Raw genomic sequence first — 13,708 nt, forward strand, 5'->3', positions numbered from 1 at the left:
GGTCTCGTAGCGGAGCTACTTGGCCATTTCGGCAACGCTGCGAGCGTGCGTGCCAGGCGTCGCGCGGCAGGCGGCAGTTTGACGACAGGCCCTAGCCCCGGCCTTCAGACGGCTGGCTCAGGCCTACCACCGGCTGGCCCAGACCTTCCGACGGCCGCCCCCGGTCCACAGGTCCGCAGAGCGGCCGGGGCGGCCGGGGCGGCCGGGGCGGCCCGTCAGATCCAGCTCAGCTCCCACAGGCGCCACAGCCCCGTGCCGTCGGAGAGGTACTGGGACCCGGCGACGTCCGACTTGGCGACGACGTAGTCCTTCTTCTGCCACAGCGGCAGCAGCGGGACGTCCTCGCCCACCAGGCGCTGCATCTCCTTGAAGTCGTTGGAGGTGCGGCCGCGGTCGCTGAACTGCTGCGTGGACGTGATCAGCTTGTCCATCTTCTTGCTGGAGTAGCCGCTGTGCAGGACGTTGCCGGTGCCGACGAGCGGCTGGCTGAAGGTGTCGGGGTCCGGGAAGTCGGGGAGCCAGCCGACGGTGTACATGTCGTACTCCCCGGCCGCGTACCCCTTCTGGTAGTCGGTCCACTCGACGGCCTTGACCGAGACCTTGAAGAGCCCGTCCTTCTCCAGCTGGCGCCGGAGCTCCTGGGTCTCCTTGGTGTACATGTCGCCTTCGCGGTGGGCGAACTTGATGGCGAGCGGCGTCTGGACGCCGGCCTCCTGGAGGAGCTTCTCGGCGCGCTTGGGGTCCGGCGCGGGGTAGAGGTCGAAGAAGGGGGTGCTGTGCCCGATGTAGCCCGTGGGGATCAGCGAGTACAGCGGCTCGACCGTGCTCCGGTAGACCTTGCTGACCAGCGGCCCGCGGTCGACGGTCGCGGCGACGGCCTGACGGACCTTCTTGCTCGCGAACGGCGAGTCGTCCCGCACGTTGAAGATGATGTTGCGGATCTCGGCGCTGTCGGCCTCGGTGACGCGCAGGTGCGGGTCACCGGCGTTCAGCTCCGCGAGCCTGGCGGGCGGCAGCTGGCGGTGGCTGACGTCCACATCCCCCTTGTCCCAGGCGGACAGCAGGTCCTCGGAGTCCTTGAAGTAGCGGATGGTGACCGCGTCGCCGAGCTTCTTGAGCGCGCCCTTGTACTTCAGGTTCGGCACCAGTTCGGCGCGGGAGCCCGAATCGTACGACTTGAGGACGTACGGGCCGGAGCCGTCGACCTGGTTGCCCGTACGGAGCTTGTCCGCCGGGTACTTCGTCGCGTCGACGATCGCCCCGGCGCCGGTCGCGAGCTTCTGCGGGAAGGTCGCGTCCTTGCCGGACAGGTTGAACGTGATCGTGCGGCCCTCGGTCACCACGGAGTCGAGCGTCGGGAACAGACCCGCCGGGCCGACGTCCGCGTTGATCTTCAGCATCCGGTCGAAGGAGTGCTTGACGTCGTCGGCGGTGATCTTCCGGCCGTTGGAGAAGCTCAGGTCGTCGCGGAGCTTGCACTGGTACGTCTGGAGCTTCTGCCCGATGAACGCGCAGCTCTCGGCCGCGTCCGGCTCCGGCACGATGGCCCCGGACTTGAAGGTCATCAGCGACTGGTAGAGGTTGCTGTAGAGCGCCCAGGAACCCGCGTCGTACGCACCGGCCGGGTCGAGAGAGGTCACCGAGTCCGATGTCCCGACCGTGACCGCGTCGGTCTTCGCCTCCCCCGACGGAAGGAGTTGCCAGGCACCCACGCCTGCGATGACCAAAACCGCGAGAATCGCGAGAATCCGTACCCGGACCGACCGCATTGCCGTGCTCTCCCTTACCAGCCCCACCACGACCGTTGCGCTCAGACACGCACGTCGCCGCATGTTCGCGCTTACCCAATCACACGATTTTCACATCTGGAAGAGTAAATAGGGCGCTCACAGCCTTTTGTTGGACACGTTCGACGCAGCGTGTCCGAAAAGGCCGTTTCCCGCCTCCCACCTGCGGTTTTCCGTAGCTGAGGGTGACGTTACGGTGCGGTTCTGTCGAAGGTCGCATGATCGCAACCGCAACGTCCGGAAAGCGCCCCAGGGGGTGCTCCCAGGGCTTCCCAGGAGTGGCCCCGGAGGGTGTCCGGCAGTCGCCTACGCCTGGCGCGAGGCGAGTTCGACGACCGTGATGTCGGCCGGGGCCCCGACCCGTACCGGCGGCCCCCAGGCGCCCGCCCCGCGCGAGACGAACAGCTGCGTGTCGCCGTACCGTTCGAGCCCGGCGACGGTCGGGTTGGCCAGCTCGGCGAGGTAGTTCCCGGGCCAGAGCTGGCCGCCGTGGGTGTGGCCGGAGAGCTGGAGGTCGACGCCGTGCTCGACGGCGTCGTGGATGACGACGGGCTGGTGGGCGAGGAGGACGGCGGCCCGGGCGCGGTCCCGGTCGCCGAGCGCGCGGACGAAGTCCGGGCCCTGCCCCTCGGTCTCCCCCGCCACGTCGTTGACCCCGGCGAGGTCGAAGCCGTCCATCTCCACCCGGGCGTTCTCCAGCGGGATCAGCCCCAGCTCGCGGACGTGGTTCACCCACTGCTCCGCGCCGGAGAAGTACTCGTGGTTGCCGGTGACGAAGAAGCTGCCGTGCGGGGCCCGCAGCCCGGCCAGCGGTTCGGCGGCGGAGCCGAGGTCGGCCACCGAGCCGTCGACGAGGTCACCGACGACGGCGACCAGGTCGGGCGAGGTGGAGTTGATCGTGTCGACGATGCGCCGGGTGTGGGCGCGGCCGAGGATCGGGCCGATGTGGATGTCGCTGACCACGGCGATCCGGAAGCCGTGGGCGGCGCGGGGCAGTTTGGCGAGCGGCACGGTGATGCGCTTGACGCTCGGCCCGCGCAGCACGTTGGCGGTCCCGTACCCGACGGTGGCGAGCCCGGCGGCGGCAGCGGCGCCGCCGACGACCCGGGAGACGAAGAGCCGCCGGGAGGGGGTGGTGAGGGCTGTGGCGGGGGCTGCGGTGGCGGCCTGCTGCTGTGCGCCGGGGGCTTCCGGGTCCTGCGGGGATTCCGGTTCCTGCGGTGCCACCGGTTCCGTTTCCCGTATCGCTTCCGGAGCCGGGTCGGCGGTCGGTACGGTCGCCGGGGCCGGGTCGGTCGAGGTGGAGGTGCAGGTCTGGCCCGCCGGGACGAGTTCTTCCGTACGGGGTCGGGTTCCGCTCGCCGTCCCGGCCACGGTTCCGTCCGCCGCCGTAACGGAGGTTCCGGTTCCGGCCACTGCCCGGGCGGCGGCCCTCGTGTCGCGCCGGGCGAGCGCGCGGGTCAGGAGCGGGCGGACGACCTCGCCCACCAGCAGAGCCAGCGTCAGGTACAGCAGCGCGGCCAGCCAGAGGAAGCCGGGCCAGGCCAGCACCTGCTGGAGCCAGAAGGGGAAGCCCGCCCGGCCGGAGACCATGGCGCCGACGCTCAGCAGGGGCAGCACGAAGACGGCGACCGTGCCCACCTTGCGCATCGTGCTGCCCGGTGCCGTCGTGTCGCCGACGAACCGCCGCCACACATAGCGGTGCACGCTCCCGAGCAGCGCCAGCACCACGAGCGCCACCAGGACGAAGATCACTGCTGTCATCCGCGCTTCCCTACGTTCCTGTCGTCATGCGCGCTCGTCGCGCAAAGCCCGGACGCCACGCAACCCGATCGCGCCGACCACCGTCCCCAGAAGAAAGGACGTGATGGCGAGCAGCAGGTGCACCCAGAAGTACCCGGTCGGCTCCCCCGCGTCGTCGAACGCGAGTCCGCTGCCGTCCTGCCACAGGTTCTTGACGAAAGAGATCCAGATGAACCAGCTCCACACCCCGAAGACGAGCAGGAACCAGGAGACGGGGCGGCTGAGCTTCATGGGTCCAGTATCGCCGCCACCCGCCGGGCCCCTCGCCCGGGGTGGCGTCCGAAAGGGGCAGTCCCGGCCGTTCTTCCGGCGGGTCAGCCGGTCCGGGTCCTCATCCACATGCTCGCCCTGTACGTTTTCGACCGTGCCTGCTCTGAAAAAGATCGCTCTGACGGTCACCTCCGCTGCCGTGTTGTCCAGTCTTGTCCTCTCCCCCGCCTCGGCAGCCGAGAAGGACAAGGAGAAGGAGAAGGACAAGCAGCCCGTGCCGAACCACATCATGTCGAGCGTCGGAGGCGAGCAGCTCTCCATGAACGGCACCCAGGTCAACCTCGGCCCGGGGGCACCCGTGCTGCCGAAGGGGCTGACCAGCCGCTCGTGGATCGTCGCGGACGCGGAGAGCGGCCAGGTGCTGGCAGCGCACAACTCCCACTGGCGGCTGCCGCCCGCCTCCACCCTGAAGATGCTCTTCGCGGACACGGTCCTGCCCGCGCTCCAGCCCACCTCCCTGACCTACAAGGTCAAGGACAGCGATCTGACGGGGGTCGGCGAGGGCAGCAGCCTGGTGGGCGTCAAGGAGGACCACACGTACACGGTCCACGACCTGTGGCTCGGGGTCTTCCTCCGGTCGGGCAACGACGCGGTGCACGTGCTCTCGGAGATGTACGGGGGTGTCCCCCAGACCGTGGCGGCCATGCAGAAGCACGCCGAGGAGCTCCAGGCGCTGGACACGACGGTGGTCTCGCCGGACGGGTACGACGCTCCGGGCCAGGTCTCCAGCGCCTACGACCTGACGCTGATCGCCCGCAGCGGCATGCAGAAGAAGGACTTCCGCGAGTACGCGGCGACGGCATCCGCCGACTTCCCCGGTGAGAAGAAGAAGGGGAAGAAGCGCGAGTCCTTCGAGATCCAGAACACCAACCGGCTGATCACCGGGGACACCGGCGTCGACCCGTACAAGGGCATCGCGGGCGTCAAGAACGGCTACACCACCCACGCGGGCAACACCTTCACCGGAGTCGCCGAGCGCAACGGCCGGGTGCTCCTCGTCACCGTCATGAACCCGTCGGCGGACGAGAGCCACGCGGTCTACAAGGAGGCCGCCCACCTGCTCGACTGGGGCTTCGCCGCGAGCGGCAAGGTGCGGCCGGTCGGTGAGCTGGTGCCGCCGAAGTCCGTGGACACCGGGGCCGGGACGGTCTCCGGCGGCAAGGGCGCGCAGCCGGCCGCCGGGGCCGACCAGGGCTCCGGGGGCCAGGCGAAGGCCGCGCACGCGGCGGCGGCCGGGCAGGGCTCCAGCGGAGTCGGGGTCGCCCTGGCGATCGTCGGCGGCCTGCTGGTGGCGCTGGCGGCCGGGGTGTTCCTGGTCAACCGCCGCTGGCCGCTGCCGGGGCTGAGCCGCCGCACCCCGCAGGACTGAGCGAAAAACCCTAGCGGGAGCCCGTCACCTGGGTGGAACCGCCGGTCCCGGCGGCATCCGCCGCCTCCCCGTCCTTGGAGCGGGTCGCGGTCCAGGCGGCGCAGAACAGCAGCAGCTTGGCGGAGAAGTTGATCCACAGGAGCAGCGCGATCGGCACGCCGAACGCCCCGTACATGCTCTTGCCCGCGACGCCCTTCATATAGCTGCCGAGCAGCAGCTTGAGCAGTTCGAAGCCGACCGCGCCGATCAGGGCCGCGACCACCAGGCGGCGCCGGGGCGGCTCCACCCCGGGCAGCAGCGACAGCAGATAGAGCATCAGCAGGAAGTCGGCGAGGACCGCCACCACCAGGGCCGCCACCCGCAGCAGGATGCCGCCCGCGCCGCCGTGGGAGATGCCGATCTGATCGGCGGTCCAGCCGACGGCCGTCGTCCCGACGGTGGAGACCGCCAGGGTGGCGAGCGCCGCGCCGCCCAGCCCGACCAGGAGCACGGCGTCCTTGACCTTGGCGACGACCGGGTTGGCCTCCTGGACCTCGTCCAGCTCCCAGACCGCGCGCAGGCACTCCCGCATCGAGCCGATCCAGCCGACACCCGTGAAGAGCAGCAGCGCACCGGCCACCAGACCGACCGTGCCCGCGTTGGCCACCAGTCCGTCGATGCCGAGCTGGTCGGAGATGCCCGGCACCTGGTCGGCGAGCTTCTCCTTGATCGTGTCGAGCTGCTTGTCGCTCAGCAGCGCGGCCGCGATCGCCGCCCCGACCGCGATCAGCGGGAAGAGCGCCAGGAAGCTGATGAAGGTGATCGCGGCGGCGAGCCTGGCCCAGTGGACCCGGTCCAGGCGCTCGTAGGAGCGCCAGGCGTGCGTCTCCATCAGCCGGGAGACGAGCGGCCCGACGACGGGGAGTTTCTTGAGCCAGTCCATGAACGTACGCGTACCCTCCTGGGCCCGGAAAACCAGCGGCCCGCACCGGCAACTCTTCCGGACGCGTCCGGAAGGCCTACCCCCCGTCCCGGTGACACGCGCTCCATCACCCATTCCGGTGAGCGGTGTAACAAAGGGGACGAATAGGTTTTCCCGGACGATACGACCGGGGCTACGGTCACGGGCATGTCCGTCGACACGGTGTCCTTGACCGGCTGGGGCCGCACCGCCCCGACCACCGCCGTACGGTTTCGCCCCCGTACGTACGAGGAAGCGGCTGCCGTGGTCCGGGGCCGCGGGCCCCGGGGCGTCATCGCCCGGGGGCTCGGCCGGGCGCCCGGCGACGCGGCGCAGAACGCGGGCGGCTCGGTGCTCGACCTGACGGGCCTGGACCGCGTCCGTGCCCTGGACGAGGGGGCGGGGACGGTCCACTGCGACGCGGGGGTGCCCCTGGACCGGCTGCTGCGCGTCCTGCTGCCGCGCGGTCTGTTCCTGCCGGTCGTGCCCGGGACGGGCCGGATCACCGTGGGCGGGGCGATCGGCTCCGACGTGCACGGCCGCGACCACCCGGGCGCCGGTTCGCTCGCCCGGTACGTCAACGCGCTGGACCTCCTCACCGCCGACGGCGAGGTGCGTACGGTGACCCCCGGCACCGCCCTCTTCGACGCGACCACCGGCGGCCTGGGGCTGACCGGGGTGATCCTCGGCGCCACCCTCCGCCTGAAGCGGGTGGCCTCCCCGCTGGTCTCCGTCTCCACCGAGCGGGCCACCGACCTGGACGACCTGCTGGCCCGCTTCACGGCCGGGGGCGGCCGGGGCGGCGACCGGCACGGCGCCCCGATGCCGTACGCCTCCGCCTGGGTCGACCTGCTGGCCCGGGGCCGGGCGACCGGGCGCGGGGTCCTCACCCGAGGGGAGCACGCGCCCCCGTCCGTGCTACCGGCGCACGCCCAGCGCACAATGCGCGCCCCGCGCACGGTCCGGCCGGACGGCCGGTCCGCCGGGACGCTCCTCCCCGGCGGGCTGCTGGGCCGGACCTCCGCCGCCCTCTTCAACGAGCTCCGCTACCGGAGTGCGCCCCGCTCCCGGACCGGCGAGCTCCGCACCACCGACGCCTTCTTCCACCCCCTGGACGCCCTCGCCGCCCTCCCCGAGATGAACCGGCTGCACGGCCGCGCCGGGCTCGTGCGTTACCGGTTCACGGTCGGGTACGGGCAGGAGGAGGCCCTGCACCGTGTGGTGCGGCGGATCTCGGCGCGCCGCTGCCCGGCGTTCCGGGCCGAGCTCCAGCGGTTCGGCGCCCCTTCACCGGGATGGCTGTCGTTCCCCGCGCCCGGCTGGACGCTCACCCTCGACCTGCCCGCCGCCCTGCCCGGCCTCGGCCGCTTCCTGGACGGGCTCGACGAGGAGGTGGCGGCGGCCGGGGGCCGGATCTGCCTGGCCCAGGACTCCCGGACGCGCCCGGAGACGGCGGCCGCGATGTACCCCCGGCTCGCGGAGTTCCGGGCGCTGCGGGCGGAGCTGGACCCGACGGGAGCGTTCCGCTCGGATTTGGCCCGTCGGCTCGGCCTGTGACGTACCGGACCTGGCCCGTCGGCTCGGGCTGTGACGTACCGGACCTGGCCCGCCGGCTCGTCCTGTCCACGTATGACCGGGCTCTGTCCACGTATGTACGTATGCACGTCTCCCCTGAACAGGAGTGTTCCGTGAAGGACGCCTTCGGTGCCCCGCAGTCCCTGCTCGTCCTCGGCGGCACCTCCGAGATCGCCCTCGCCACCGCGCGCCGCCTGATCGCCCTGCGCACCCGCCGGGTCTGGCTGGCGGGCCGCCCCTCCCCCGCCCTGGACGCGGCCGCCGTCGAGCTGCGCGACCGGGGCGCCGACGTCCGTACGGTCGCCTTCGACGCGCTGGACACCGACACCCACGAGGAAGTGCTCGGGAAGGTCTTCGCGGAGGGGGACATCGACGTGGTGCTGATGGCGTTCGGGATCGCCGGGGACCAGGCGCGGGACGAGGAGGAGCCGACGGCCGCCGTCCGGGTCGCCCAGACCAACTACACCGGGGCGGTCTCCGCGGGGCTGGTGTGCGCCGGCGCACTCCAGGCGCAGGGGCACGGATCGCTGGTGGTGCTGTCCTCGGTGGCCGGGGAGCGCGCCCGGCGCGCGGACTTCATCTACGGCTCCAGCAAGGCCGGGCTCGACGCGTTCGCCCAGGGGCTGGGGGACGCGCTTCAGGGGACCGGCGTACAGGTGATGGTCGTGCGCCCCGGCACCGTACGCACACGGGCCACGGCCGGGCAGCCGGAGCAGCCGTTCGCCACCACCCCGGAGGCGGTCGCCGGGGCGATCGTGACGGGGCTGCGGCGGCGCTCGGAGACGGTGTGGGTGCCCGGTTCGCTCCGGGTGGTGATGTCGGCGCTGCGGCATGTGCCGCGCCCGCTGTTCCGGCGGCTGCCGGTGTGATCACCGGCCCCCGGGGCAGCGGACCGGCGGATCGGCAGACCGGCCGACTGTCGGATCGGCAGACCGGCGGACCGGCGGATCAGGACCGCAGCGAGGGCGCGTCGACCGAGTAGCCGCCCTGGGCCGGGACGGCGGGGGTGCCTCCGCCGGTCTCGAACGGGAAGTCCCGGATCTTGCGCCAGACCGCGTCTGCGCCCTGTTCGTACAGGGAGAAGGAACCGCAGGTCCAGGCCGCCTCGTACTCGGCGAGCTCCGCGTACGCCCGGTCCATCGCCTCTTCGGAGATGCCGTGCGCCACGGTGACGTGCGGGTGGTACGGGAACTGGAGCTCGCGCACCAGCGGCCCGGAAGCGTCCCGGACCCGCTTCTGGAGCCAGGAGCAGGCCGAGGCACCCTCCACCACCTGGACGAAGACCACCGGGGAGAGTGGCCGGAACGTGCCGGTGCCGGAGAGCCGCATCGGGAAGGGGCGGCCGGCCGAGGCGATCCGGTCGAGGTGCGCCTCGATCGCCGGGAGGTCGGCCGCCTCCGCCTCGGTCGGCGGCATAAGAGTGACGTGGGTGGGAATGCCGTACGCGGCAGGGTCCCCGAAGCTCGCGCGCCGCTCCTGGAGCAGGCTGCCGTAGGGCTCCGGGACCGCGATCGAAACGCCGAGCGTTACGGTCCCCACGTCGTTCTCCTCAATCGTTGATGGTCGGTTTCCGGCCTTGCGCCGCGACCCGCCGCCGCAAGTGTGACCCCTCGGGCCGTGATCTCGCCAGGGCCCTTGGACTCAGTGCTTCGCGGGCAGGAAGCCCATCCGGTCGTACGTCTGCGCCAGGGTCTCGGCGGCGACGGCCCGGGCCTTCTCCGCTCCCTTGGCCAGGATGGAGTCCAGCGTCTCCGGGTCGTCCAGATATTCCTGGGTGCGGGCCCGGAAGGGGGTGACGAATTCCACCATGGCCTCGGCCAGGTCGGTCTTCAGCGCCCCGTACCCCTTGCCCTCGTACGCCCGCTCCAGATCCTCGACCGGGCTGCCGGAGAGGGTGGAGAGGATCGTGAGCAGATTGCTGACGCCCGGCTTCTTCTCCTCGTCGTAGCGGATCACCGTGTCGGTGTCGGTGACCGCGCTCTTCACCTTCTTGGCCGTGGCCTTCGGGTCGTCGAGGAGGTTGATGAGGCCCTTCGGCGTGGAGGCCGACTTGCTCATCTTGACCGCCGGGTCCTGGAGGTCGAGGATCTTCGCCGTCTCCTTGAGGATGTACGGCGCCGGGATGGTGAACGTCTGCCCGTACCGGCCGTTGAACCGCTCGGCGAGGTCGCGGGTCAGCTCGATGTGCTGGCGCTGGTCACCGCCGACCGGGACCTGGTCGGCCTGGTAGAGCAGGATGTCGGCGACCTGGAGGACGGGGTAGGTGAAGAGGCCGACGGTGGCGCGGTCGGCGCCCTGCTTGGCGGACTTGTCCTTGAACTGCGTCATCCGGGAGGCCTCGCCGAAGCCGGTGAGGCAGTTCATCACCCAGCCGAGCTGGGCGTGCTCGGGCACATGGCTCTGGACGAAGAGCGTGCACCGCTCCGGGTCCAGTCCGGCCGCGAGCAGCTGCGCCACGGCGAGCCGGGTGTTGGCCCGCAGCTCGGCGGGGTCCTGCGGGACCGTGATCGCGTGCAGGTCCACGACCATGTAGAAGGCGTCGTGGGTCTCCTGCAGCGCCACCCACTGGCGCACCGCGCCCAGGTAGTTGCCGAGGTGGAACGAGCCTGCGGTGGGCTGGATACCGGAGAGCACACGCGGACGGGCGGGCACGCCGGTGCGGCCCGTCTGCGGCTGGTCGGTGGAGAGCGCGGGGCGATCAGAGGCCATGGGCCCATTGTCTCAGGTGCGGGGGCGATCTCCGGCAGCCGGTGCGGGGCGCAGCGGGGGCGCACCCGCTCGGCTGCGGGGCCCGAGGACGCCCCGGGAGCGCGCACCTGAGACGAAGTGCACATTCCGGCCGCCGGAGCGCGCGGGCCGACGCAGAGGTGGGCACGGGGGCGGCGCGCACAGGTGGGCGGGCGCAGAGGTGAGCACGGGGAGGCGCGCGTGGACGGGCGGGCGCAGAGGTGAGCACGGGGCGGCGCGCGCGGGCGGGCAGGCGCAGAGGTGGACACCGGGAGGCGCGCGGGCGGGCCGGGACACAGATGGACACCGGGAGGCGCGCGGCGGCGGGCGCGCCGGAGAGTGAAGGTTTCCCTGCGCCGGATGCGACCGACGATACAAAGTGGGCACCACCCCCGCCCGCCCCGCACGACGAACGGAGACCCCGTGTCGACCACGGAAACCGCCATCGCCTCCGCCGAGGCGCACAGCGCACACAACTACCACCCGTTGCCGGTCGTCGTGGCCTCGGCCGAGGGCGCCTGGATGACGGATGTCGAGGGCCGCCGCTACCTCGATCTGCTCGCCGGGTACTCGGCGCTCAACTTCGGCCACGGCAACCGCCGCCTGATCGACGCGGCCAGGGCCCAGCTGGAGCGGGTGACGCTGACCTCCCGGGCCTTCCACCACGACCGGTTCGCCGATTTCTGTACGAGGCTGGCCGAGCTGTGCGGCATGGAGATGGTCCTCCCGATGAACACCGGGGCGGAGGCCGTGGAGACGGCCGTGAAGACCGCCCGGAAGTGGGGCTACCGGATCAAGGGCGTGCCGGACGGCATGGCGAAGATCATCGTGGCCTCGGACAACTTCCACGGCCGTACGACGACGATCGTCAGCTTCTCCACGGACCCGGAGGCGCGGGCCGACTACGGCCCGTACACCCCGGGGTTCGAGATCGTGCCGTACGGAGACCTCACCGCGCTCCGGGAGGCGATGACGGAGAACACCGTGGCGGTGCTGATCGAGCCGATCCAGGGCGAGGCGGGCGTTCTGGTGCCGCCCGCCGGCTATCTGCCCGGGGTGCGGGAGCTGACGCGCGAGCGGAACGTGCTCTTCATCGCGGACGAGATCCAGTCGGGTCTGGGGCGTACCGGGAAGACGTTCGCGTGCGAGCACGAGGGCGTGGTGCCGGACATGTACGTGCTGGGCAAGGCGCTCGGCGGCGGGGTGGTGCCGGTGTCGGCGGTCGTCTCCTCGGCAGACATCCTCGGGGTGTTCAGGCCGGGCGAGCACGGCTCCACCTTCGGCGGGAACCCGCTGGCCTGCGCGGTGGCGCTGGAGGTCATCGCGATGCTGCGGACCGGCGAGTACCAGGAGCGGGCCGCCGAGCTGGGCGACCATCTGCACCGGGAGCTGGGGCTGCTGGTGGGCGGCGGCGCGGTGGAGACCGTACGCGGCCGGGGGCTGTGGGCGGGCGTCGACATCGCGCCCGCCCTCGGCACCGGCCGGGAGATCTCGGAACGGCTGATGGAGGAGCGGGTGCTCGTGAAGGACACCCATGGCTCGACGATCCGGATCGCGCCGCCGCTGGTGATCAGCAAGGAGGACCTGGACTGGGGGCTCGACCGGCTGCGGACGGTGCTCAGCGTGTAGGGCGCGTCCGGTGGGGGTGGGTTCAGGTGCTGAGCGCCTGAACCCACACCCCGTACAAGGCCCTGAACCCACCCCCGTACAAGGCTCAGAGGATGACGTGGGGCAGGAAGCGGGCGTACTCGTCCGTGACCGGCCCCGCCGATTCCCTGATGCCGAGCCCCGCCGCCTCGTCCGCCACCACCCAGGCCCCGAGCACCACCCGGTTGCCGTCGATGTCGGGGAGCGGGGCCAGCTCCTGGTAGCAGCAGGGCTCCTCGCGCGGGACGGCCGGGGAGCCGGGCCCGTACAGATCGACCCCGGCGCCCTCGCGGCCGAGCAGCGGCTTGGAGACGTACCCCGCCCCGCCGGGCCCGGCCAGCTCGCGCGGCCCGTCGAGATAGGCGGGCAGCAGGTTGGGGTGGCCCGGATACAGCTCCCACAGGATGGCCAGCAGCGCCTTGTTGGAGAGCAGCATCTTCCAGGCGGGCTCGATCCAGCAGGTGGTGCCGGTGGAGCCGCCGTTGTCGAGGGTCTCCAGCACCTGCGGCCCGAAGCGGTCCGTGGTCAGCCACTCCCACGGGTAGAGCTTGAAGCAGCTGCGGATGAAGCGGAGCCGGTCGTCCACGAACCGCCCGCTCAGCCGGTCCCAGCCGATCTCCTCCACGCTGAGCGCCTCGGTGTCGAGCCCGGCCTGCTGGGCGGTCTCGCGCAGGTACGCGACCGTCATCAGGTCCTCGCCCGCCTCGTCGCCCTCCGAGTGCGCGAAGTGCACCGGGCCGGGCGGCAACAGGGACGCCTGCCGCCTCCAGGCGTCGACCAGCCGCTCGTGCAGCGAGTTCCACTGGTCGGCGCCGGGGAACCGCTCCTCCATCCAGAACCACTGCGGGCTGGCCGCCTCCACCAGCGAGGTCGGCGTGTCGGCGTTGTACTCCAGCATCTTCGCCGGGCCGCCGCCGTCGTAGCGCAGGTCGAACCGCCCGTAGAGGGAAGGCAGTTCGGTGCGGCGGTGCCAGGACTCGGCGACCAGGGCGGCCAGTCGCGGGTCGGTGATCCCCAGGTCGGCGAAGCGGTCCCGCTCCACGATGTGCGCGGCGGCGGCCAGGCACATCGTGTGCAGCTCCCCGACGGTCTCCTCCAGCGCCTCGACCTCGGGCAGCGAGAAGACGTAGTAGGCGCTCTCGTCCCAGTACGGGCGCAGCGACCCGTCCGGGTAGCGGGTGAGCGGGTAGACGAGCCCCTGGGACTCGACGGTCCCCTGCCAGCCGGGGCGCGGCTCGATCGTGCGGCGCTCCACCGGGCTCAGCCTCCGCCGGACCGGGTGCTACAGCCGAAGCCGCCCCGGTCGACCGCCGACTTGTCGAAGCTGCCGCCCTGGACCTTGCCGTCGTAGCTGCTGGTGCTGCCGCCGTAGTAGTACGAGCCCCGGCCTCCGCTTCCGCCGGAGCCACCGCTGCCGCCCGTGCCGCCGCTGGAGCCCCGGCACTCGTAACTGGGCAGGGTCTCGCGGGTCGTCCGGTCGGCGCACCGCCGGTCCGGTTCCGATCCGCAGGATGTGATCGTCAGGGCGAGCAGCCCCATGCCGCCGAGCACGACCGTGCTCGACCTCAGCCTCCGCTTGGCCATCTCTTC

At 71.8% G+C, this 13,708-nt stretch carries 12 protein-coding genes; 4 read left to right on the forward strand and 8 right to left on the reverse strand.

The annotated features are described in order from the left end of the window. Positions 1–215 precede the first annotated feature (215 nt). The 3 genes from ACFW9Z_RS34800 to ACFW9Z_RS34810 all read right to left on the reverse strand — a co-directional run bounded on the left by ACFW9Z_RS34800 (position 216) and on the right by ACFW9Z_RS34810 (position 3,821). On the reverse strand, positions 216–1,769 hold the full coding sequence (locus ACFW9Z_RS34800; RefSeq protein WP_384647432.1) for an ABC transporter substrate-binding protein: 1,554 nt from the start codon (positions 1,767–1,769) through the stop codon (positions 216–218). A gap of 324 nt (positions 1,770–2,093) precedes the next feature. Further along, positions 2,094–3,542 carry a metallophosphoesterase gene (locus ACFW9Z_RS34805; protein WP_384647499.1) on the reverse strand — a complete coding sequence of 483 codons (1,449 nt, stop codon included), beginning with the start codon at positions 3,540–3,542 and terminating at the stop codon, positions 2,094–2,096. A gap of 33 nt (positions 3,543–3,575) precedes the next feature. Then, entirely contained in the window at positions 3,576–3,821 is a 246-nt protein-coding gene (locus ACFW9Z_RS34810) for an SCO4848 family membrane protein (protein ID WP_237327582.1), read from the reverse strand. A 133-nt stretch (positions 3,822–3,954) separates the two neighbouring features. Between ACFW9Z_RS34810 and ACFW9Z_RS34815 the strand changes: the two genes are divergently transcribed. Further along, entirely contained in the window at positions 3,955–5,229 is a 1,275-nt protein-coding gene (locus tag ACFW9Z_RS34815; RefSeq protein WP_384647435.1) for a D-alanyl-D-alanine carboxypeptidase family protein, read from the forward strand. A gap of 10 nt (positions 5,230–5,239) precedes the next feature. Here the strand turns inward: ACFW9Z_RS34815 and ACFW9Z_RS34820 are convergent, their stop codons facing one another. Then, positions 5,240–6,151, reverse strand: a complete 912-nt coding sequence (locus tag ACFW9Z_RS34820; RefSeq protein ID WP_384647437.1) for a YihY/virulence factor BrkB family protein — start codon at positions 6,149–6,151, stop codon at positions 5,240–5,242. A gap of 186 nt (positions 6,152–6,337) precedes the next feature. Between ACFW9Z_RS34820 and ACFW9Z_RS34825 the strand changes: the two genes are divergently transcribed. Then, entirely contained in the window at positions 6,338–7,726 is a 1,389-nt protein-coding gene (locus ACFW9Z_RS34825; RefSeq protein WP_384647440.1) for an FAD-binding protein, read from the forward strand. A 131-nt stretch (positions 7,727–7,857) separates the two neighbouring features. Further along, positions 7,858–8,613: a decaprenylphospho-beta-D-erythro-pentofuranosid-2-ulose 2-reductase gene (locus ACFW9Z_RS34830; RefSeq protein ID WP_384647501.1), complete on the forward strand. Its 756-nt coding sequence runs from the start codon at positions 7,858–7,860 to the stop codon at positions 8,611–8,613. Positions 8,614–8,692: 79 nt separating this feature from the next. On the opposite strand, the gene ACFW9Z_RS34835 is transcribed toward ACFW9Z_RS34830, so the two are convergent. Further along, positions 8,693–9,283 carry a 2'-5' RNA ligase family protein gene (locus tag ACFW9Z_RS34835; protein ID WP_384647442.1) on the reverse strand — a complete coding sequence of 197 codons (591 nt, stop codon included), beginning with the start codon at positions 9,281–9,283 and terminating at the stop codon, positions 8,693–8,695. Positions 9,284–9,385: 102 nt separating this feature from the next. After that, positions 9,386–10,378 carry a tryptophan--tRNA ligase gene (gene trpS / locus ACFW9Z_RS34840; RefSeq protein WP_384647504.1) on the reverse strand — a complete coding sequence of 331 codons (993 nt, stop codon included), beginning with the start codon at positions 10,376–10,378 and terminating at the stop codon, positions 9,386–9,388. A gap of 516 nt (positions 10,379–10,894) precedes the next feature. On the opposite strand from trpS, the gene rocD reads away from it, so the two are divergent. Beyond that, entirely contained in the window at positions 10,895–12,100 is a 1,206-nt protein-coding gene (rocD, locus tag ACFW9Z_RS34845; protein ID WP_384647444.1) for an ornithine--oxo-acid transaminase, read from the forward strand. A gap of 85 nt (positions 12,101–12,185) precedes the next feature. On the opposite strand, the gene ACFW9Z_RS34850 is transcribed toward rocD, so the two are convergent. Both ACFW9Z_RS34850 and ACFW9Z_RS34855 read right to left on the reverse strand, forming a co-directional pair. Then, a complete protein-coding gene (locus tag ACFW9Z_RS34850) occupies positions 12,186–13,373 on the reverse strand; it encodes a glutathionylspermidine synthase family protein (protein ID WP_384647446.1) in 1,188 nt (395 codons plus the stop codon). A 5-nt stretch (positions 13,374–13,378) separates the two neighbouring features. After that, complete coding sequence (locus ACFW9Z_RS34855) at positions 13,379–13,702, reverse strand: hypothetical protein (protein ID WP_384647449.1); 324 nt, start codon at positions 13,700–13,702, stop codon at positions 13,379–13,381. Between the last annotated feature and the right edge of the window lie 6 nt (positions 13,703–13,708).

Source organism: Streptomyces sp. NPDC059452 (genome assembly GCF_042750035.1).
GTDB lineage: Bacteria > Actinomycetota > Actinomycetes > Streptomycetales > Streptomycetaceae > Streptomyces.

What these genes read in the sequence shown, in the direction of transcription:
- ACFW9Z_RS34855 (WP_384647449.1), bottom strand. Translation starts at nt 13,702, where the DNA reads ATGGCCAAGCGGAGGCTGAGGTCGAGCACGGTCGTGCTCGGCGGCATG.
- ACFW9Z_RS34825 (WP_384647440.1), top strand. Translation starts at nt 6,338, where the DNA reads ATGTCCGTCGACACGGTGTCCTTGACCGGCTGGGGCCGCACCGCCCCG.
- ACFW9Z_RS34820 (WP_384647437.1), bottom strand. Translation starts at nt 6,151, where the DNA reads ATGGACTGGCTCAAGAAACTCCCCGTCGTCGGGCCGCTCGTCTCCCGG.
- ACFW9Z_RS34810 (WP_237327582.1), bottom strand. Translation starts at nt 3,821, where the DNA reads ATGAAGCTCAGCCGCCCCGTCTCCTGGTTCCTGCTCGTCTTCGGGGTG.
- ACFW9Z_RS34800 (WP_384647432.1), bottom strand. Translation starts at nt 1,769, where the DNA reads ATGCGGTCGGTCCGGGTACGGATTCTCGCGATTCTCGCGGTTTTGGTC.